The organism is Noviherbaspirillum sp., from assembly GCF_035627455.1.
In the GTDB taxonomy this organism is placed as follows: domain Bacteria; phylum Pseudomonadota; class Gammaproteobacteria; order Burkholderiales; family Burkholderiaceae_D; genus Noviherbaspirillum.
On the sequence record NZ_DASPLS010000037.1, the window covers coordinates 22,607 to 41,935 of the forward strand.

19 protein-coding genes are annotated in these 19,329 nt (G+C 63.8%); 12 read left to right on the forward strand and 7 right to left on the reverse strand.

The features are described 5' to 3' along the window. The first annotated feature begins 41 nt into the window (after positions 1–41). From VEC01_RS07020 to VEC01_RS07030, 3 genes are read left to right on the forward strand one after another with little or no spacing between them, the layout of a single operon-like run. Positions 42–635 carry a LemA family protein gene (locus VEC01_RS07020; protein ID WP_324900091.1) on the forward strand — a complete coding sequence of 198 codons (594 nt, stop codon included), beginning with the start codon at positions 42–44 and terminating at the stop codon, positions 633–635. A gap of 14 nt (positions 636–649) precedes the next feature. Beyond that, complete coding sequence (locus VEC01_RS07025) at positions 650–1,468, forward strand: TPM domain-containing protein (protein ID WP_324900092.1); 819 nt, start codon at positions 650–652, stop codon at positions 1,466–1,468. After that, entirely contained in the window at positions 1,468–1,968 is a 501-nt protein-coding gene (locus tag VEC01_RS07030) for a TPM domain-containing protein (protein WP_324900093.1), read from the forward strand. Before VEC01_RS07025 ends, VEC01_RS07030 begins: the two co-directional genes overlap by 1 nt. A gap of 68 nt (positions 1,969–2,036) precedes the next feature. Here the strand turns inward: VEC01_RS07030 and dacB are convergent, their stop codons facing one another. After that, a complete protein-coding gene (gene dacB / locus VEC01_RS07035; protein WP_324900094.1) occupies positions 2,037–3,455 on the reverse strand; it encodes a D-alanyl-D-alanine carboxypeptidase/D-alanyl-D-alanine endopeptidase in 1,419 nt (472 codons plus the stop codon). A 50-nt stretch (positions 3,456–3,505) separates the two neighbouring features. Between dacB and VEC01_RS07040 the strand changes: the two genes are divergently transcribed. After that, complete coding sequence (locus VEC01_RS07040) at positions 3,506–3,976, forward strand: MarR family transcriptional regulator (RefSeq protein ID WP_324900095.1); 471 nt, start codon at positions 3,506–3,508, stop codon at positions 3,974–3,976. Between the two features lie 130 nt (positions 3,977–4,106). Further along, entirely contained in the window at positions 4,107–4,526 is a 420-nt protein-coding gene (locus VEC01_RS07045; RefSeq protein WP_324900096.1) for an organic hydroperoxide resistance protein, read from the forward strand. 93 nt (positions 4,527–4,619) lie between these two features. On the opposite strand, the gene VEC01_RS07050 is transcribed toward VEC01_RS07045, so the two are convergent. Beyond that, entirely contained in the window at positions 4,620–5,930 is a 1,311-nt protein-coding gene (locus VEC01_RS07050) for an ATP-binding protein (RefSeq protein WP_324900097.1), read from the reverse strand. Between the two features lie 8 nt (positions 5,931–5,938). After that, positions 5,939–6,622: a response regulator gene (locus tag VEC01_RS07055; RefSeq protein ID WP_414691422.1), complete on the reverse strand. Its 684-nt coding sequence runs from the start codon at positions 6,620–6,622 to the stop codon at positions 5,939–5,941. 85 nt (positions 6,623–6,707) lie between these two features. Here VEC01_RS07055 and VEC01_RS07060 point away from each other — a divergent pair, with 85 nt between their 5' ends. From VEC01_RS07060 to VEC01_RS07075, 4 genes are all read left to right on the forward strand, one after another. Next, positions 6,708–6,920, forward strand: coding sequence for a hypothetical protein (locus VEC01_RS07060; RefSeq protein WP_324900098.1), 213 nt, complete (start codon positions 6,708–6,710; stop codon positions 6,918–6,920). Then, positions 6,917–8,224, forward strand: a complete 1,308-nt coding sequence (locus VEC01_RS07065; RefSeq protein WP_324900099.1) for a hypothetical protein — start codon at positions 6,917–6,919, stop codon at positions 8,222–8,224. Before VEC01_RS07060 ends, VEC01_RS07065 begins: the two co-directional genes overlap by 4 nt. Positions 8,225–8,540: 316 nt before the next feature. Beyond that, a complete protein-coding gene (locus VEC01_RS07070; RefSeq protein ID WP_324900100.1) occupies positions 8,541–9,404 on the forward strand; it encodes a MipA/OmpV family protein in 864 nt (287 codons plus the stop codon). Between the two features lie 10 nt (positions 9,405–9,414). Continuing rightward, positions 9,415–10,167 (forward strand): hypothetical protein, encoded by a 753-nt coding sequence (locus VEC01_RS07075; protein WP_324900101.1) that lies wholly within the window; start codon positions 9,415–9,417, stop codon positions 10,165–10,167. 47 nt (positions 10,168–10,214) lie between these two features. On the opposite strand, the gene VEC01_RS07080 is transcribed toward VEC01_RS07075, so the two are convergent. Further along, positions 10,215–13,286, reverse strand: coding sequence for an EAL domain-containing protein (locus VEC01_RS07080; protein ID WP_324900102.1), 3,072 nt, complete (start codon positions 13,284–13,286; stop codon positions 10,215–10,217). A gap of 327 nt (positions 13,287–13,613) precedes the next feature. Between VEC01_RS07080 and VEC01_RS07085 the strand changes: the two genes are divergently transcribed. The 3 genes from VEC01_RS07085 to groL all read left to right on the forward strand — a co-directional run bounded on the left by VEC01_RS07085 (position 13,614) and on the right by groL (position 16,516). After that, positions 13,614–14,078 (forward strand): YaiI/YqxD family protein, encoded by a 465-nt coding sequence (locus tag VEC01_RS07085; protein WP_324900116.1) that lies wholly within the window; start codon positions 13,614–13,616, stop codon positions 14,076–14,078. Between the two features lie 390 nt (positions 14,079–14,468). After that, on the forward strand, positions 14,469–14,759 hold the full coding sequence (groES, locus tag VEC01_RS07090; RefSeq protein WP_324900103.1) for a co-chaperone GroES: 291 nt from the start codon (positions 14,469–14,471) through the stop codon (positions 14,757–14,759). A 110-nt stretch (positions 14,760–14,869) separates the two neighbouring features. Continuing rightward, positions 14,870–16,516: a chaperonin GroEL gene (groL, locus tag VEC01_RS07095; RefSeq protein WP_324900104.1), complete on the forward strand. Its 1,647-nt coding sequence runs from the start codon at positions 14,870–14,872 to the stop codon at positions 16,514–16,516. Positions 16,517–16,615: 99 nt separating this feature from the next. On the opposite strand, the gene VEC01_RS07100 is transcribed toward groL, so the two are convergent. The 3 genes from VEC01_RS07100 to VEC01_RS07110 form a co-directional block, all read right to left on the reverse strand. Beyond that, a complete protein-coding gene (locus VEC01_RS07100; protein WP_324900105.1) occupies positions 16,616–17,392 on the reverse strand; it encodes an enoyl-CoA hydratase in 777 nt (258 codons plus the stop codon). Beyond that, positions 17,385–18,302 (reverse strand): ribosome biogenesis GTPase YlqF, encoded by a 918-nt coding sequence (ylqF, locus tag VEC01_RS07105; RefSeq protein WP_324900106.1) that lies wholly within the window; start codon positions 18,300–18,302, stop codon positions 17,385–17,387. The genes VEC01_RS07100 and ylqF overlap by 8 nt, the downstream gene beginning before the upstream one ends. A gap of 69 nt (positions 18,303–18,371) precedes the next feature. After that, positions 18,372–19,310, reverse strand: a complete 939-nt coding sequence (locus VEC01_RS07110; protein WP_324900107.1) for a histone deacetylase family protein — start codon at positions 19,308–19,310, stop codon at positions 18,372–18,374. Between the last annotated feature and the right edge of the window lie 19 nt (positions 19,311–19,329).

Consider the following 19,329-nt stretch of genomic DNA (forward strand, 5'->3'; position numbering starts at 1 on the left):
AAACAGATCATGTTTCTGACATTCAAGAAAAGGAAAGACCGATGAAACGATGGATGCAATGGCTGGGCGCCGTGCTGCTGGCATCGCTGATCAGCGGCTGCGGCTACAACGAATTCCAGGGCAAGGACGAGCAGGTGAAGGCAGCCTGGAGCGAGGTGGTTAACCAGTACCAGCGCCGCGCCGACCTGATCCCGAATCTGGTCAACACGGTCAAGGGCTACGCGTCGCATGAGAAGGAAACGCTGGAAGCGGTGACCCGGGCGCGCGCCGCCGCCACCAGCTTCCAGATCACGCCGGAAGTGCTGAACAATCCGGAAGCATTCAGCAAGTTCCAGCAGGTGCAGGGCGAACTGTCCTCCGCGTTGTCGCGCCTGATGGCGGTCTCGGAAAACTATCCGCAGCTCAAGGCCGACACCAGCTTCCGCGACCTGCAGTCGCAGCTGGAAGGCACCGAGAACCGGATCACCGTCGCCCGCCAGCGCTACATCCAGTCGGTGCGCGACTACAACGTGCTCGCCCGCAGCTTCCCGACCAACCTGACGGCGATGATGTTCAATTACGAAGTCAAGCCGAGCTTCACAGTGGATAACGAGAAGGCGATTTCCAACGCGCCCGCCGTGAATTTCGGGAAGTAAGCGATCCTCGCATCATGACTTCCGTTCGCGCCCTGCTCGGCTTGCTGCTCGCGCTGCTGCTGGCGGCGGCGCACGCGCAGGAATTCGTGCCGGTGCCGCCGCTGCAGACCCGGGTCACGGACAAGGTCGGGATGCTGACGGAAAACCAGCGCCAGACGCTGGAGAACGTGCTCAAGGAGTATGAAGAGCGCAGTGGGAGCCAGATTGCGATCCTGCTGGTGGGCAAGACCGAACCGGAAGCGATCGAACAGTACGGCATCCGCGTGTTCGACGAATGGAAGCTCGGCCGCAAGGGCACCGACGACGGCGTGCTTTTGCTGGTGGCGAAAAACAATCCGCCTTCGCTGCGCCGGCTGCGCATCGAGGCCGGCCGCGGCGTGCAGGGGACGCTTACCGACGCGCAGTCCAAGCGCATCCTGCAGGACGTGATCGCACCGCATTTCCGGCAGAACGATTTCTATGGCGGGCTCGCGGCCGGGGTATCGGCGATCACCAGCCTGCTGGACAAGGAAAAACTCCCGGCGCCGGCCGCACAGCAGGCGGCGCCGGAAGCGGAGGAAGAAGAGGAAGTCGATTTTTCGCTGATCCTGTTCTTTGTGTTCGTCGGCCTGTTCATCCTGTTGTCGCGCCTGCAGTCGCGGCGCTATGCGCGCCACCGTCATGGCTGGGGCCGCTCCGCGCCCGGCGTGATCATCGGCGACCCGTTCGGCCATCACGGCGGCTTCCGCGGCGGGTTCGGCGGCGGCTTTGGCGGCAGCTCCGGCGGTTTCGGCGGCGGGTTTTCCGGCGGCGGCGGCACGGCCGACGGCGGCGGCGCATCGGGGAACTGGTGATGGCGACGATCTCCAGGCTGTTCCGGCACCTGTTCACGACCACCGCGGCCGGCCGGCGCGCCTTCCCCGAATCGACCTTAAAGGCGGTCGAGGAAGCGATTGCCGAAGGCGAGAAACTCCACCGCGCAGAAGTGCGGTTCATCATCGAACCCTCCCTCAGTCCGCTCGCCGTCTTGAACGGCATGCCCGCGCGGGCGCGGGCGCGGGAACTGTTCGCGCAATACGAGGTGTGGGATACCGACGAAAACTGCGGCGTGCTGGTCTACATCAACCTGGCCGACCACCAGGTCGAGATCGTCGCCGACCGCGGCGTCGGACGCCTGATCGCGGCACAGGACTGGCAGGCGGTATGCCGCACGATGACGCAGGGGTTCGCGCGCGGCGACTATCACAACAGCGTGCTGGCCGCGCTGGCGCAACTGAACGCCTTGCTGCAGGAACATTATCCGGATGACGGATCGGTCCGCAACCAGCTGGTCGACAAGCCGATGCTGCTCTGAGCAACTGACTGGACCAGGCCCATCCCGATCGTCCTGTCCGCGTATGGCGCGAGCGTTCTCAAGCGGCCCTAACCCCGCTCATACACCCACTGCAGCAACGCATCCTGCGCCTCATTCCCGTGCAGCGCGTTGGCATGGTTGATCATGAACACCACCACGTAGCGCCTGCCCGACGCCGCCAGCACGTAGCCGGCGATCGCGCGCACGTCGTTCAAGAAACCGGTCTTGATGTGCGCCTTGCCTGCGACCGTCTGCGTCGTCAGGCGCGAGCGCATCGTGCCGTCGTGGCCGACCAGCGGCAGCGAGGCCATGAATTCCGGCATGTTCGGCGACAGGAAGGCGGCTGAAAGCATGCGCCCCATGGTGCGCGGCGCGATACGCTCGATGCGCGACAGTCCGGAACCGTTCTCGATCACCAGTTCCGGCGCCTCGATTGCCTTGTTCGCGAGCCAGCTCCGCACGATGTCGGCACCGCGCGCGGTACTGGCCGGCTGTTTCGTGACCTGGGCGGCCAGCGTCAGCAAAAGCTGGCGCGCCATGACGTTGTTGCTGAATTTGTTGATGTCGCGGATGATCTCCGACAACGTCGCCGAATCCCATTCCGCCACCAGGCGCGCGGTCGGCGGCAGGATGCCTGGCGCCGTCAAGCCCTTCAGGGTGCCCCCGAGATCGGCCCAGAAGCGCCGGAACGCCAGGTCGAAATACTGCGTATGCGACATCAGGTGCGGATGAACATGCCAGAAGCGCACGCCGCAGGACGCGGCGTAGGCGCCGTTGAAACGAGCGCTGTTGCTGTCGATGGCGGCATTGAGCCGGAGGCGCCAGTCGCCGCAGTCGCCGCCGGAGAGCACCGGCGCATACAGCGGATAGGCGGCGAGCGGCGGGTCGACGGTCACGCTCACAGCCCCCCTTGCCTCGTCCGGGGCAAAACGAAAACTGAGCGACTTGTAGTTGAGCAGCAGCCCGTCGGGCCCGACGTTGTACGGCCTGAGCGGGTCGCCGTCGAACTGTGCGGCATCATGCGCGACCTCCGCAAACACCGTCCGGTCGAGCACCAGGTTCCCTCGGATTTCGCGGATGCCCGCCGCGCGCAGGCGGCGCAGGAACATCCACAGGCTTTCCAGCACCAGCTTGGGGTCGCCGCTGCCCTTGATGATCAGGTCGCCGTGCAGTACGTCGCCGTCCATCCTGCCCTCGGCATAGGCCTGGGTCTTCCAGACGTATGCCGGCCCGAGGATCTCCAGCGCGGCATTGCTGGTCACGAGCTTCATGGTCGAGGCCGGGTTGAACGGCTGGGATTCATTGAGCGCGACGAGCGCCGGTCCGCCCCCTGCTTCCTGCACAAAGACACCGGCCGCGGCAGTTGGAATCTGCGCCCGGTTCAATGCGACAGCGACGGGCGCTGGCAATTCCTGCGCCGGCGCGACAAGCGAAAGGCCGAAGGCGAGCAGGAAAAAAGCTGCTTGGAGTCTGTTGCGAATTCGCATAGGATTAAGTGATACGCAATCGAACCGGATTATCCCACGCCCGAGCCGCCATGCCGAAAAACGCCGAACCTGCCGCCCCGCAAGCGATTGACCCGCTGGCACTGGAGAACCAGTTCTGCTTTGCCCTCTATTCGGCTTCGCTGGCAATGACCAAGACCTACAAGCCCTTTCTCGACAAGCTGGGCCTTACCTATCCGCAATACCTGGTCATGCTCGTGCTGTGGCAGCAGGACGACGTGCTGGTCAAGACCATTGGCGAGAAACTATTCCTCGATTCCGGCACGCTGACGCCGCTGCTCAAGCGGCTGGAAGCTTCTTCGCTGATCGAACGTACCCGCGACCAGGCCGACGAACGCCAGGTGCGGATCACGCTGACCCGCGAAGGCCGCGCGCTCAAGAAAAAAGCGCAGTGCATACCGCAACAGGTGCTGTGCGCCAGCGGCCAGCCCCTGCAGGCGCTCGACACGCTGCGCGCCCAGCTTTCCCGCATTCGCAACGACCTGGCGAAGGCACACGATTGAATTTTCCTGCGTTCAACGCGGTTTAGAGGCCTCCTTCCAAACGGCCTTTTAAATTGTACGCAATTTAATTTGGTGCTATATTTAATCCCGTCGACACCGTTCATTCAATTACCGCTCCAAGGAAAACATCATGCAAATCCTCTACAAGGCACAGGCAACCGCCACCGGCGGCCGCGACGGCCGCGCAGTCTCCAGCGACAACAAGCTCGACGTCGGGCTCTCGATGCCGAAGGAACTCGGCGGCCCGGGCGGCGCAGGCACCAATCCCGAGCAGCTGTTCGCCGCCGGTTATTCCGCCTGCTTCCTGTCCGCGCTGAAGCTCGTCTCCATGCATGCGAAGGTAGCGCTGCCGGCGGAAGCCGCCGTGACCGCCGAAGTCGGCATCGGCCCGAACGGCGCCGGCGGTTTCGGCCTCAACGCCGCGCTGCGCGTGTCCCTGCCCGGCATCGAACGCGAGACCGCGCAGGCACTCGTGAACAAGGCGCACGAGGTTTGCCCGTACTCGAACGCCACGCGGGGCAACATCGACGTCAGCGTGGCGCTGGCCTGAAGCTGGCGCATGAAAAAACGCCCTTGGGATTGCTCCCGAGGGCGTTTTTCGTAGAAGGCGGCAATACCGGCGCAAGTCGCAACGTCGCCTCCGTCAGCAGGGAATCCTCGTCACGAAGCGCGCGCCGCCCAGCGGCGACTCCTCCGCCGAAATTTCCCCGCCGTGCAGGCCGACCGCCTTTTGCGCGATCGCCAGGCCGAGCCCGAAGCCCCCGGTGTTTCTGTCCCGGCTCCTGTCGAGCCGATAGAACGGATCGAACACGCGTTCGCGCTCATCGGCCGGAATGCCGGGCCCGTCATCCTCGACCAGAATCTCCACGTACCCGTCAGGGATCCGCTGCGCGACCAGCCTGATGCGGCTGTCCGCATACTTTGCGGCGTTGGCGATCATATTGTTCAGCGCGCGGAGCAGCAGGTTCCGGTCGCCGACGATGCTGCCGGCGTCCTGCGCGACATCCATCTCAACCCGCTTGCCGCCCAGCGCATGCTCCAGCTTGCCGAGCGACTCGCGCAGCAGGCCGTCCAGCGCTATGCTGGCCTGGGCCGCCGCCCGCTGCTGGTCGATCCTGGCGAGATTGAGCAGCTCGCTGACGAGGTCGTTCAATTCACGCACATCGCTTTCCATCCGCCCCAAGCGCTTTTCCAGTTCGTCGCGCGATTCCACGTCGCGTAGCAGTTCCAGGCCGAATTCGATCCGCGAAATCGGCGTGCGCAGTTCATGCGAAACCGAATGCAGAAGATTCCGGTGCGCGCCGAGCAGGCCCTCGATGCGCTCGGCCATCCGGTTCATGCACAGTGCCAATGGATGGATGCCGGAACGCTCGCCGGTCTCGGCGCGCACCGACAGGTTGCCCGCGCCCAGGCTTTCGGCCACCCTCGACAGCGACTGCAATTCCCGCCAGTGGCTGCGCGACCACAGGGCGACCGGTATCAGCACGCACAGCGCGACGATCGCATAGCGCAGCGCATCCATCTTCAGCTCCAGCCCGACGTCGATAGGCAGGTTGCGCACTTCGATCACTTCCGCATCGCTGCCGATGTACCGTTCGCCGCGCAGGTCGACGCGGCGGCGGAGCAGCTTGCTTCCCGTGTCGAGCACGATCTCGCCCCGGTCCAGCGCGGCCCGCCGGTCCCCATCGAGAGCGGCGGCGGCAAGCTGGAGCGGGACGATCTCCATGCTCAGGCCGGAAACCTCGCGCACCTTGTTCAGCCGCGCCAGCCATTCGTCGGCGGGCGCCTGGTCGATGTACTGTTCCAGCAGGAAGATCGCGCCGGACGCCTGCTTGCGCGCGATGTCCTCGAGCGGATCGCCGAACAGGTATCGGATTGCGAAATAGGCGGCGGCGACCGCCACCGCGATGGCCAGCAGGATCAGCGGAACGATCCGGAAGAAGATGCGGTTCATCGGGCCCGCTATTCCCAGGCGGACGGACTGAAGAGGTAGCCCTCGCCCCATACGGTCTTGATGCGCTCGCCGTTGTTGTCGTCGAACTTGCGGCGCAGGCGCGACACGCAATTGTCGATTGTGCGGTCCAGGCCATCGAAGTCGATGCCGCGCATCTTCTTCATGATGTCGCCGCGCGACTGCACCTGGCCGGCGGAATCGGCGAGCACCAGCAGCAGCTTGTATTCGGTGCTGTTGAGCGACACCGGCTGTCCGCGCCAGCTTACCGTGCGGTTTTCTTTCGAGATGCGCAGCCCGCCGACGGCAATTTCTTCGCTGCGCGACGACGCGTCGCGCCCGCGGCGCAGCAGCGCGCGCAGCCTGGCCAGCAGCACGCGCGGCTGCACCGGTTTGTTGATATAGTCGTCTGCGCCCTGTTCGAGTCCGGACACCTCGTCGAACACGTCTTCGCGCGCGGTCAGGATCAGGATCGGCACCGGGCTGAGCTCGCGTATCTGGCGGCACACCACCAGGCCGTCGAGCCCCGGCAGCATCAGGTCCAGCACCACTGCGTCGGGCCGGGTCTGCCGATAGCGCTCCAGCGCTTCGTCGCCGCGGCTGACGACGTCGACGGTAAATTCATAGGCGGCCAGGTATTCCGCGACCAGCGACGCGAGCTTGGCGTCGTCCTCCACCAGCATGAGTCGGAACATATTTTTCTCTCCCAGAGCGGCATTCTATAAGAACTTGCAACCGGAGGCGGAGCGGTGATACCTCAGGGCGATTCCATGCAAATCGATGACACTTTGCCCGGTTTCGGCGCTCTTACAATTTCATGACAATTTCAATACAGCCGGCGGAGGATTTCGGTGCAGGAAGATTTTAGTATTGCAAGCATGGCAAAAAGCCATGCTTGCGCCGTCCGGCATTGAAGGGGAGCGCGCGCGGGCGATCACGCGTCTGGCGCGCCGGCATTGCCGGCTGCCGATTCACATCGAGGAAGAAAAATGAGAACGAACCGCTTCATCACCGCCGCGCTGTGTGGCGCGGCTGTTTCACTGATTGCCGCCTGCGGTGGCGGGGGCCAGAACGGCACGGCCCAGTCCGGCGCCGTCGTCGCGCCGGCATCATTCCTGCAGCAGGATGCCAAGGGCATTCCGTACGAAATCCTGCCGGCGGCGCTGGCGCAATCGGAGATCTCCGAAAAACGCCTGGTCGCGGTGCGCGACGCCGAGGCATGGAAATCGCTCTGGGCGGAACATGCAGGTACCGGCAGCGCAGACCGGCCGGCGCCGGAAATCGACTTCTCGCGCAACACAGTGATCGGCGTGTTCCTCGGCAGCCGCGGCGCCTGCGACCGGGTGGCGGTTACCGCCGTCAAGCAGCGCGCGCAGTCGCAACGCCTCGAAGTGACCTACGAAGTGTTGCTGCCGCCGCCCGACACGGCCTGCATTGCGTCCATCGCCAATCCGGCCGTGCTCGTCACCGTGCCGCTGTCCGGCGCACAGGTCGACTTTGTGCAGGCGCCGGCGCGCGCCGAGTCCGACCTGGTGGTGAAGAGCGGCTGGTCGTTCGGCATGTGCCTGGAGAAGTGCGACGGCACGGTGCAGATCGCAAAGGACGGCGCAAGCTTCCGCAGCGGCGGCGGCAAGGACGGCGCAGCGCTGCCGGAACAGGGCATCTGGGGCGCGGTCAGCGAGAAGGAGTGGGAGGCGCTGCAGGCCGGATTCGGCAGCGTGCCGGATGTTGTGATCGGCTGCCCCGACTGCGCCGACGAGGGCCGCGAATGGATCGAGATCAGCCGCGGCGCCACCACCAAGCGCGTCGAGTTCAGCTGCAAAGCGCAGCTCGACGCGGCGCCGGGATTCCTGGCGACGGTACGCGCGATCCGCGGCCGGCTTGCCGCGGCACTCGGACTGCCCGATCCCTGCAATCCCGCCACCATCGCGTTCGAGCGCATCGCGCCTGCGATGTTTACTTCGGAAATCGCCGAGAAGCGTTTCGTCGCGATCCGCGATGCGGCCGCCTGGGCCGCGCTGTGGAACGAGCATTCGGCCGGGCGCGCGCCGCTGCCGGCGGTGGATTTCACGCAGCAGATGGTCGTCGGCGTGTTCCTTGGCCGCGAGTCCGTTCCCTGCGGCGGCCTCAGCATCGACACGGTCAGGAAGGCGAACGAGCCGGAGCAGATCGAGGTCGGTTACCGCGTGGTCGACCCGGGCCCGGACGTGATGTGCATCGCCGCCGTCATCAACCAGTATGCGCTGGTGACGATTCCCGCGTCGACGCTGCCGGTGAACTTCGTCAAGCTGCCGTAAATGCGGCTGGCGGACCGGGCGATCCGCGGTCTGCGGCAGTGCCGTCGCCTGAGCCGGAGCCCGGCCGCCTGCATGTACGTGGCGGCGCTGGGCTTCCTGCTCCTGGCGGCCCTGGCGGCCGATGGCGGCGCAGCGGACGAGAGGCACAGCGCGCGCGAGCGTATGCAGCACAAACCGCTGGTTCTGACTCCCGCGCTCGGGGTGCGGGGCTGACAGGTCACACCGGGCAGGCGCGCGCATGAGAAATGCCAATACAATACGGGGAACAAGAAATGCGCCGAACCAGCCGGCGCACAGAAACTCCTGGAGTTTGAACGTGACACGCGCCGCCCCTCCCCGCCAATCGCCGCACAAGACCCTGCTGCTTCTTTCCTTGCTTGCCTTGCCCTGCCTCAGCCTCGCGCAGACGCCCGCTGCGCGGATGATGCCGGACGGGAGCCGCGATCTCTACTTCGGCGTCGGCGTGTCCTCCACGCCGCGCTACCAGGGAGCTGCTTCGCGCAAGACCGACCCGGTGGCGCTCATCCAGCTGCAATGGAGCAGCGGCCTTTTCTTTTCCGGCCTGAGCGCCGGCATGCACCTGTCTGCCGAGCCGCACCTGGAATTCGGCCCGCTCCTGGCGATCGAACCGGGGCGCAGCACCTCCGGACAGGGCAAATTGTCGGAAATCGGCGACGTCGGCGGCGCCAGCATCGCCGCCCCTGTGGAGACCGAGCCCGCCCGGCAGCTGCAGTTTTCCGAAGTGCCCTCGCGTCCCGTGGCCGGCGCCTTCTTCAACTACTACCTCGACGAGAGCCTGCGCGTTACGAGCAGCATGCTCTACGGCTCGGGCCAGGACCGCAACGGCCTGCTGGCCGGCGTCGGGCTGCAGAAGGGCGTTGCAGTCGCGCCGCATCACAAGCTGTCCGTGACGCTGGGCGCGAACTGGGGCAACCGCCGCTATCACCAGGCGTATTTCGGCGTGGCCGGCGGCCAGGACAAGAGCATTGCCGGGTATGCGCCTTCCGCCGGCGTGCGCGACCTGCATCTGACGTTTCACTGGAACTGGGAACTGAGCAACCTGTGGCTGCTGACATCCCGGTTCTCCGTGTACCGCCTGACGGGCGATGCCGCGTCCAGCCCGCTGGTCGAGCGCCGCAGCCAGGTGAGCGTGCGCACCGGGCTCGCCTACCGATTCTGAGATGACGTCCATGACCGCCCGACCGCTCCTGCTTGCCGCTGTACTGCTCTCCCTCTGGTCGGGCGGCGCGGGGGCGCAGACTCCCGGCGCGGAAAGCGCCCGGAAAGGGCTTACGGCGGACGAAGCGGCAACCCAGGACGGGGACTGGATCGGCTACCGCGATGCATACATGCAGATGATCCGCTTCGAAAAGTACGGCAAGCCAAAGCAACTGCTCCTGCATCACTTCCAGGTATCCCCTGCGGAAAAGGGCACGCCGATGGAGGGGGTGCGGCTGATCTTGTCCGGGTCGTCGATGCAGCTCAATCTGCCGCTCGATGCCGCCGGCCGGGCAGTCTTTCCGTTGTTGAAATCCGCCTACGACGAGAACGCCCGCCTCATGCTCAACCGCAGGGGAAACCATTACCTCATGCAGCCGCGCGTGTCGATCGCGCCGCGCGCCAACGGCAGTTACGACAGCGCCGATCTGCGCGCCGCGTGCGAGCAAGCGCTGAACTACCTGCGCTACATCGGCAAGCCGGGGATGCAGGACAAGAGCTGCGCGGGGGTGCGTTTTTCCTTCCCGGCGGCCGCAGGCGATCCGGTCGTCAGGTTCCGCAGCGCCGAACAGGCCGCGGCACCGCTTTCGTCCGAGACAGGCAGCGCCTTCCAGGACGACCGTACGACGTTCCGGATCGTCGACTTTCACTTTTCCGACTGGCCGCAAAAGGGCCAGGTCGTCACGCAGGGCAGCCCGGTCGCGATTGCGCCGCTCTTCCGGTAGCAAAACGCGGGAGTGCCGGGCCGCGGAGTCCGGCCAATAGGTGCCGCTCAAGTATGTGCGCCAGAACCCCGGCTCCGACGCATGAGCTGTCGTTCCTTGGGCCGCCTCTCAGGCGCGCTATCCTTCGATGGCCTGATACGCCGCACGCGCTCCCATCCATCTGCACTTGATGTCTTGTCCCATCGTTGTTGGGACCAGTGTACAAATTCTGCTGGCGGAAGCGGTTTGCTGAACCAATAGCCCTGTGCTTGATTGCAACCGTGCTCCTCCAGATACAGCAGCGCATCCTCTGATTCGATGCCTTCGCCATGAACACTCAGTCGCAGGCTCCGGCCCAAGCCGATAATTGCTTCGGTCACTGTACGGCACGCCGGATCGCGTTCGATGCGCCTGATGAACGATTGGTCTACCTTGAGCTTGTCGAGCGGCAGACTGGTTAGGCTGCTCAGACTCGAATAGCCGGTTCCGAAATCGTCCAGCGCCACTTTCACCCCAAGCGACTTGATCCTGTTCAGAAGCCCGACCGCTTCATCAATGTTCTCCATCACGGCACTTTCAGTGACTTCAATTTCGAGGCAGCTCGGATCCATTCCTGCGTTCGCAATAATCCCGCTCAGCTTTTCGGCGAATGCCCGCTGCCTGAACTGCAACGGAGAAACATTGATTGCAATCGTGAGCTGCAGTCCCTCGCGCAGCCATTCCCCGTGCTGACGGCACGCCTCGGCCACGACCCACTCGCCCAATGTGCCGATCAGACCCGTTGATTCCGCAATCGGGATGAACTCGTCTGGACCGATTGTTTCACCATCGTCCATCAAGCGTACCAGCGCTTCCGCACCGATCAGCTTGCCGGTCATGAGATCGATGACCGGCTGGTAATGCAATGCCAGGCCACCGTTGCTCAGAGCATTTCTCAGTCTTGTCTCCACCGAAAGTGCCTGCTCGGATCGACGTTCGAGTTCCGGTGTGTAGAACTGGTAATTAGACCGGCCCAATTGCTTCGCCTGGTACATGGCCAGATCAGCGGTGTGGATGAGTTGGCTGACACTGGCAGCGTGCTCCGGGAAAAAGCTGATGCCGATGGAAGGCGACACCGACAGCTCGAGCGTATCGACGTGGATAGGCAGGTTGATGCTGGCGACCACATGCTGTGCGACCACCGCAGCGCGATGGCGCGCGCGGTCCGCTTGCGGCAGCACAATAACGAACTCGTCCCCGCCCAGCCGCCCGACCAGGTCTTCCTTCCGCGTGCATGCCGCAAGCCGTCTGGCGACTTCCTGCAGTACCCGGTCACCGGTCTCGTGTCCGTAAACGTCATTGATTGGCTTGAACCGGTCGAGGTCGATAAATAGCAGCGCTCCGCCGCCATGTCCGCGTTTTGCCGACGCAACCAGATGCTCGCAAAACTCCATGACAAGCGCCCGGTTCGGCAATCCAGTCAAAACGTCATGCAGCGCGGCGTTGCGCAGCTTTTCCTCGGATTCACGCAATAGCTGGTCGGCGCGCTTGCGCTCGGTGATGTCCTGCACGGTACCTCGGAGCGTAACGACTTCTCCCTCCGATCCATGCACCGCCTCGCCACGTACCTCGACCCATATGTCTGCGCCGTCGCCCCGCCAGGCCTGCAGTTCGAGGTCGAATGCCGTGCCGCCGCGCTGTGCTTCCTGCCGCGCGGACTCGAGCTTCTTCCAGGACTCGGGCGGATAGAGCACCCCCGCCTGTTCGCTGCCGCGAGGAATTCCGCTACGGCCAAAAATGCTGAGGATTTCCTCGGACACCTTGACCTCGTCGGTCGCAAGGTTCCAGTGCCAGTGGCCAAGGCGCGCGACGCGCTGCGCTTCGACAAGCTCGGCAGTGCGTTCGCGCACCAACTCGTCGAGGCGGTCGCGTTGCGCCAGAACCGCCGTCCTGGCCCGCTGCGCGTCGGCCTCGGCGGTGCGCATGCGGCCGGCCATCCAGGCGATCATCACGCCGGAAATCAGAAATACGGCAATGCCGAGCCAGTCGGAACGGCGCTCGACCAATATCTGTCCGGCGGGCTCGATCCAGAAATAGGTAGCAATCAGTGCCGCGAGCACGGTTGCCAGCACCCCGGCTCGCAAGCCGCCGTAAAGCGCTGCGAACGCCAGGGCGGGATAGAAGGTGCCGAACGGGTAACCCTGACCAAGACTGGGCTGGAGCACGATGCGCACCGCTGCCGCGGCAACCACAACCGCGACGGCGACGGCGTAGCCGAGCCGCCCTTCGGAAATGCGGGCCTCCGGCACCAATTCCTGTGCGGCGCGTTGCCGGATCGACCGGAGGACGGCGATCAGCATGTAGACGCTGCCGACGGCGAGCGTGACGCGCCCGGTCCAGCCGAGCAGGGTCCCAGGCACGCTCAGGACGAGCGCGAGCACGCCAGCGGCGAAAAGAAGCAGCGCCTGCCCGTACCAGTAGGTGAAGGTTTGCGGATCGCTCGGCCGCTGGGCGGCAAACAGGATGCCGGTGACCCCCAGCATGGCGGCCGTCGAGAAGAGCACCAGCTCTCGCACGAGGGTCGGCCCCATGCCGGGGACGAAGAAGGACGGCAGCAGCCCGGCGAGCGTGGCGAGCACAAGCGCGGCCATCGTCGCCAGCGCGAGGCCGTATCCGGCGGCGAGCCAGGCGGGCGGCTTGCGCAGGGGGGCATCCAGCCGCACCGGAAGGGTGGCGCCGGTGAGATGGCACAGTGCCGAGAACCACATACCGATGTTGTGGATGGTCAGCAGGGTGTTGGTAAAATCGGCTTGGCCCTTGCTGATGCCGGCCATTGATCCAGCCGCGCCGGCGCACGCCCAGAACACCGCCCCCATCCCGACGAGCAGCAGTTTGGCGGCGCCCTGAGCGAGGAAGTTGCGCGCGAGCAGCACAGCGACCAGCGCGGAGACCGGCACAGCAAAGATCAGGTAGACTGCCAGCGTCAGAAGCGGCGACTCGTAACCGGTGGTTGATCCGCCGGCCCAGAGGGCGAGAATGACGAGAAGAAAAACAGCGAGCGGCAACCAACCAGCAAGCTCTGCGACGGTCGCGCTCCAACGCGGGCCGGCAACGCCACGTTCAAGGACGGAAGACTCAGCGGGGACGCGGGGACGGAACATTCCTTGCGACTTTACAATAGGCAGCACGTTGACCCGGCGGAAGGAGCGCTCGGGCGGCGTTGTTGGGCACCGAGCTGCCCTCGGCGGAAAGCGTGACCGTACAGTTTCTTTTGAACAGCCGGACGCCGAAGCGTTCCTTGGATAAGGGCCTCCCCAAAGAACAGAGCGGATCGAGCAGCGTCGAACGTCTGCTTTGACTGAACGGCGCAAGCTCGGCTCTTTCGAGGTAACCGGTCGCTCAGGGTCGTCTGTTCAAGTTCAAAGCCTCTTGGCGATTGACAGCCTGCAGTTACAATGCGTCATCCTGCTGATCTCATCCAATTTGTCATGCACATCTGGGTCGACGCCGACGCCTGTCCCGCCGTCATTAAAGACATCCTGTTCCGGGTGGCCGAACGGCTGCAGCTCAACGTCACGCTGGTTGCCAACCGGTTGATCCGTGTGCCGGGCTCGCGCTTCATCCGCGCGCTCCAGGTCCCGCCTGGCGCAGATGCGGCCGACGCCGAAATCGTTGAGCGCGTCAGCCCCGGCGACATCGTCGTGACCGGCGACATTCCCTTGGCCTCCCTGGTGCTGGAAAAGGGCGGGTTGCCGCTCAATCCACGCGGCGAGTGGTACACCAAGGACACCATCGCCCAGCAACTGACGATGCGGGCTTTCATGGAAGAGCTGCGCGGCAGTGGCGTCGACACTGGCGGCCCGGCCGCGTTTAGCCACGCCGACCGCCAGAACTTCGCCAATGCGCTCGACCGCGAACTCGCGCGGATCAGGAATCGCCCGGATTCCCGCTAGGAATTCCTTCTCAACATTCTCGCTGCCTGATATTGGCGAACCTTGGCTGCGTCGCGCATTCCTGTAACGAATCGCCCTGCCCGGCATGCCCACCTTGCCTACGGCGACTTCGGGTCGATCCCGTTGATTCGCGGAGAAATAACCTTCCCTTAAAGGATGGCAACGCCTTCCGTAGCTCAAAGATTAATGAAAAAAGTTTCCAGATGAGCAGCTTTTGACAATTGAAAAACAAGCATGTCATTCAAGAAGCTGCCTTGAAAAAAAAAATACCCGCCCATATACTTAGCACTCGTTAGGGGAGAGTGCTAACAACCTTCCTCCTGGCTTTCCGTTTTTTCCTTGCGGCCCTGCCGCAAACAACTATAACTTATTGATTATTAAGGAGTTTGTATGAACCTTCGTCCTCTGCACGATCGCGTCATCGTCAAGCGCCTCGACCAGGAAACCAAGACTGCGTCCGGCATCGTTCTCCCGGATGCGGCTGCGGAAAAGCCGGACCAGGGCAAGGTCCTCGCCGTCGGTAACGGCAAGATCCTGGAAGATGGCAAAGTCCGCGCGCTGGACGTTAAAGTCGGCGACCTCGTGCTGTTCGGCAAGTATTCCGGCCAGACCGTCAAGGTCGAAGGCGAGGAAGTGCTGGTCATGCGCGAAGAAGACATCATGGCAATCGTCCAGAAGTGATGACCACGTCCGGACGCGCAACGTCTGGAAATCGCGCCCTCCCGGCCAAGGCCGGGGCCCAGCGGCGCTAGAGATACAAATACCTACCCGATAATTAAGGAGTAACGAATATGGCAGCTAAAGACGTAGTTTTCGGCGATGCCGCCCGTGCCAAGATGGTTGAAGGCGTCAACATCCTCGCCAACGCCGTCAAGGTCACCCTGGGCCCGAAAGGCCGCAATGTTGTGCTGGAGCGCTCCTTCGGCGCCCCGACCGTCACCAAGGACGGCGTTTCCGTGGCCAAGGAAATCGAACTGAAAGACAAGCTCATGAACATGGGCGCGCAGATGGTGAAGGAAGTCGCTTCCAAGACCTCCGACAACGCCGGCGACGGCACCACCACTGCAACCGTGCTGGCACAAGCCATCGTCCGCGAAGGCATGAAGTACGTTGCCGCCGGCATGAACCCGATGGATCTGAAGCGCGGCATCGACAAGGCTGTCACCGCCACCGTCGATGAACTGAAGAAGATCGCCAAGCCCTGCACCACCTCCAAGGAAATCGCCCAGGTCGGCGCGATCTCCGCGAACTCCGATGCTTCCATCGGCGAGCGCATCGCTGAAGCAATGGAGAAGGTCGGCAAGGAAGGCGTGATCACCGTTGAAGACGGCAAGTCCCTGCAAGACGAACTCGACATCGTCGAGGGCATGCAGTTCGACCGCGGCTACCTGTCCCCGTACTTCATCAACAACCCGGACAAGCAGGTTGCCGTCCTGGAGAACCCGTTCGTCCTGCTGTTCGACAAGAAGATCTCGAACATCCGTGACCTGCTGCCGGTGCTGGAGCAAGTTGCCAAGGCAAGCCGTCCGCTGCTGATCATCGCCGAAGACATCGAAGGCGAAGCGCTGGCAACCCTGGTGGTGAACAACATCCGCGGCATTCTGAAGACCTGCGCCGTCAAGGCTCCGGGCTTCGGCGACCGTCGCAAGGCCATGCTGGAAGACATCGCCATCCTGACCGGCGGCCAGGTGATCGCTGAAGAAGTCGGCCTGACCCTGGAAAAGGCAACCTTGAACGACCTCGGCCAGGCCAAGCGCGTCGAGATCGGCAAGGAAAACACCACCATCATCGACGGCGCCGGCCAGGCTTCCGCGATCGAAGCGCGCGTCAAGCAGATCCGCGTCCAGATCGAAGAAGCGACCTCCGACTACGACCGTGAGAAGCTGCAAGAGCGCGTTGCCAAGCTGGCAGGCGGCGTTGCAGTGATCAAGGTGGGTGCTGCGACCGAAGTCGAAATGAAGGAAAAGAAGGCACGTGTCGAAGACGCACTGCACGCAACCCGTGCCGCCGTTGAAGAAGGCATCGTTCCTGGCGGTGGCGTGGCCCTGCTGCGCGCTCGCTCCAACGTGATGGCCCTGAAAGGCGACAACGCCGATCAGGAAGCAGGCATCAAGATCGTCCTGCGCGCAATGGAAGAGCCGCTGCGCATGATCGTCACCAACGCCGGCGAAGAAGCTTCCGTCGTGGTGAACAAGGTCATCGAAGGCAAGGGTAACTTCGGTTACAACGCTGCCAACGGCACCTATGGCGACATGGTCGAAATGGGCGTGCTGGATCCGGCCAAGGTGACCCGCTCTGCCCTGCAGAACGCAGCCTCGATCGCCGGCCTGATGCTGACCACCGACTGCACGGTTTCCGAGCTGGTGGAAGACAAGCCGGCTGCTGGCCCGGCTGGCATGGGCGGCATGGGTGGCATGGGCGGCATGGACATGATGTAATTGCCGTGCCGTGGAAGGCAGCAATGCCTTCCATGACCTGTCTGCAAAAAAAGCCCGCGGGACATTGTCCTGCGGGCTTTTTGTTTTTTGCGTCGCCGCTTAGTTCGACCAGGCCGGCTTGCGCTTGTCGATGAACGCCTGCACGCCTTCCAGCGCGGCTTCGTCCATCATGTTGCACGCCATCGTCTGCCCCGCGAGCTGGTAGGCAGCGCCGATACCCATCTCGATCTGCTTGTAGAACAGCTGCTTGCCCATCGCGACGGCGACGGCCGGTTTGGCGAGGATGCTGTCGACGAGCCGGCCGATTTCCGCATCGAGTTCCCCTGCCGCGACCACGCGGTTGACGAGCCCGCGCTCGCGTGCCGTTTCGGCATCGATGAACTCGCCGGTGAGCAGCATTTCCATCGCCTGCTTGCGGGAGACGTTCCTGGACAAGGCTACCGAAGGGGTGGAACAGAACAGGCCGTAGTTCACACCGGACACCGCGAACTTCGCTTCGCTAGCCGCTACCGCGAGGTCGCACATCGCGACCAGCTGGCAGCCGGCGGCAGTGGCAAGGCCCTGCACGCGCGCGATGACGGGCTGCGGCATCTGCTGGATGGTCAGCATCATCTTGCTGCACTGGTTGAACAGCTTCTTGTAGTAGTCCGCGGACGGCTGCGCGCGCATCTGCTTCAGGTCGTGCCCGGCACAGAATGCCTTGCCGGCGGCGGCAAGGATGACGACGCGGATGCTGTCATCCGCCTTAAGCGCGTCAAGCTCGCCCTGCAGCGCGGCCAGCATCTCTTCCGACAGCGGATTGAATTTGTCGCCGCGATTGAGCGTCAGCGTGGCCACGCCTCGCGAGACCGATTTCAGGACAAAGGCTTCATTCATCGTCACTCTCCTCCTCCGGTTCCGGGGCCAAGCCGAGCGAAGGCGGCGGCTGGTAGGTGGCCAGCAGCGTCGCGCGGCTTTGTGGTGTTTCGAGGCTGATGCGTCCCAGAGCACCGCTGCGGTAATCGATCAGCAACGTGTGCGCCGCCTTCTCGTAGTCGAGCTCGCCGCCCTTGACGCGGAAGGCGCGCCGCTTGGCGATACCTTCGATCACCGCAACGCCGTCCAGTCCCTCGATGGGAAAGCCGTAGCGCGCGCTGATCAACTGCGGATAGCGGAGCAGTAGCTGTTCGGCCAGGAAGGTCGCCACCTCTTCTTCGATCACGGCATTGACGCCGACAGCGTGGCTCGCAGCAAGCATGAGGCCGTCAGTCGGATGTTCGATCTTCGGCCACAGCATGCCGGGCGTATCGACCAGCACCATGTTGTTGCCGAGGTAGAGGCGCTGCTGCGCCTTGGTCACGGCCGGCTCGTCGCCGACCGCCGCGACGCGCTTTTTCAGCAAGGCATTCATCAGGGTCGACTTGCCGACGTTGGGAATGCCCATGATCATCATGCGCAGCGGTTTGAGCGCGGTGCCGCGGTGGGGTGCGAGACGCATCGCGAGGCCGGGCACCTTCGCCACGTCCGCCGGCTTCTTGCAGCTGAGTGCGACGGCAAATACGTCTTTCTGCGCCTTGAAGTGCTCCAGCCATTCCTTCGTTGCGGCGGGATCGGCAAGGTCAGCCTTGTTCAGGATCTTCAGGCAGGGACGCTGGCGATGCTTGCGCAGCTGTTCGATCATCGGGTTGCTGCTGGCGACAGGCAGGCGCGCATCGAGCACTTCGATGACGAGGTCGGTCTTTTCCATGGACTCCGCCGCCTTCTTGCGGGCGGCGTTCATGTGACCGGGGAACCATTGGATGGACATGCGGGAATAGGGTGTGATGGGGCAAGCCGCTATTTTACCCGCTGGCCGCCCTCCCCACCGTCCCCGCCGCTACTCCAGGTCGGCAAGCACCTTAACGTGCGCCACCACGCTGCGGGCAAGTGCGGACAAGTTGTAGCCGCCTTCCAGGCAGCTGACGATACGGCCCTTCGCATATTCCTGGGCGACCGACTTGATCTCCCGGGTGATCCACGCATAGTCGGCTTCCACCAGACCCATCTGGCCGATGTCGTCCTCGCGGTGGGCATCGAAACCGGCGGAGATGAAGATCATCTCGGGCTTGTGCGCATGGAGTGCAGGCAGCCATTTGTCGACCACGAGGCGGCGCACTTCGTCGCCCTTGGTATAGGCCGGCACCGGCACATTGACCATGTGCCCCGACTCGTGCAGCGAAGTGTAGGGATAGAAGGGATGCTGGAAGAAGCTCACCATCAGCACGCGCGGATCGTCGAGGAAGGTTTCTTCCGTGCCGTTACCGTGATGGACGTCGAAATCGACGATCGCCACCCGTTCCAGTCCGTGTACATCGAGCGCGTGGCGGGCGGCGATGGCAATATTGCCGAAAAGGCAAAAGCCCATCGGCTCTGACGGGCGGGCGTGATGACCTGGCGGACGAATGGAGCAGAACGCGTTGTCGAGCTCGCCGGCGATCACCGCGTCGGTGGCGGCGATGGCGGCGCCGGCCGCGCGCAGTGCCGCCTTCCAGCTATGCGGATTGAGCATCGTGTCGGCATCGATCGGGTAATAGCCGGAGCCGAGGCCTTCCAGCGCAGCAACGTTCTCGCGCACGCGATTGATGGCGTCGCGGCTGTGCACGCGTTCGATCGCGGCAACATCGGCTTCCGGCGCCTCACGGTATTCGAGAAAGGCATCAATGCGGCTGGAGATGATCTGGTCTTCGATTGCCTGCAGCCGCGCCGGGCATTCCGGATGCCATTGTCCCATTTCATGGCGTTTGCAATCGGGATGGGAGTAAAAGGCGGTGGTCATGACTTCTGGATGCGCGGGC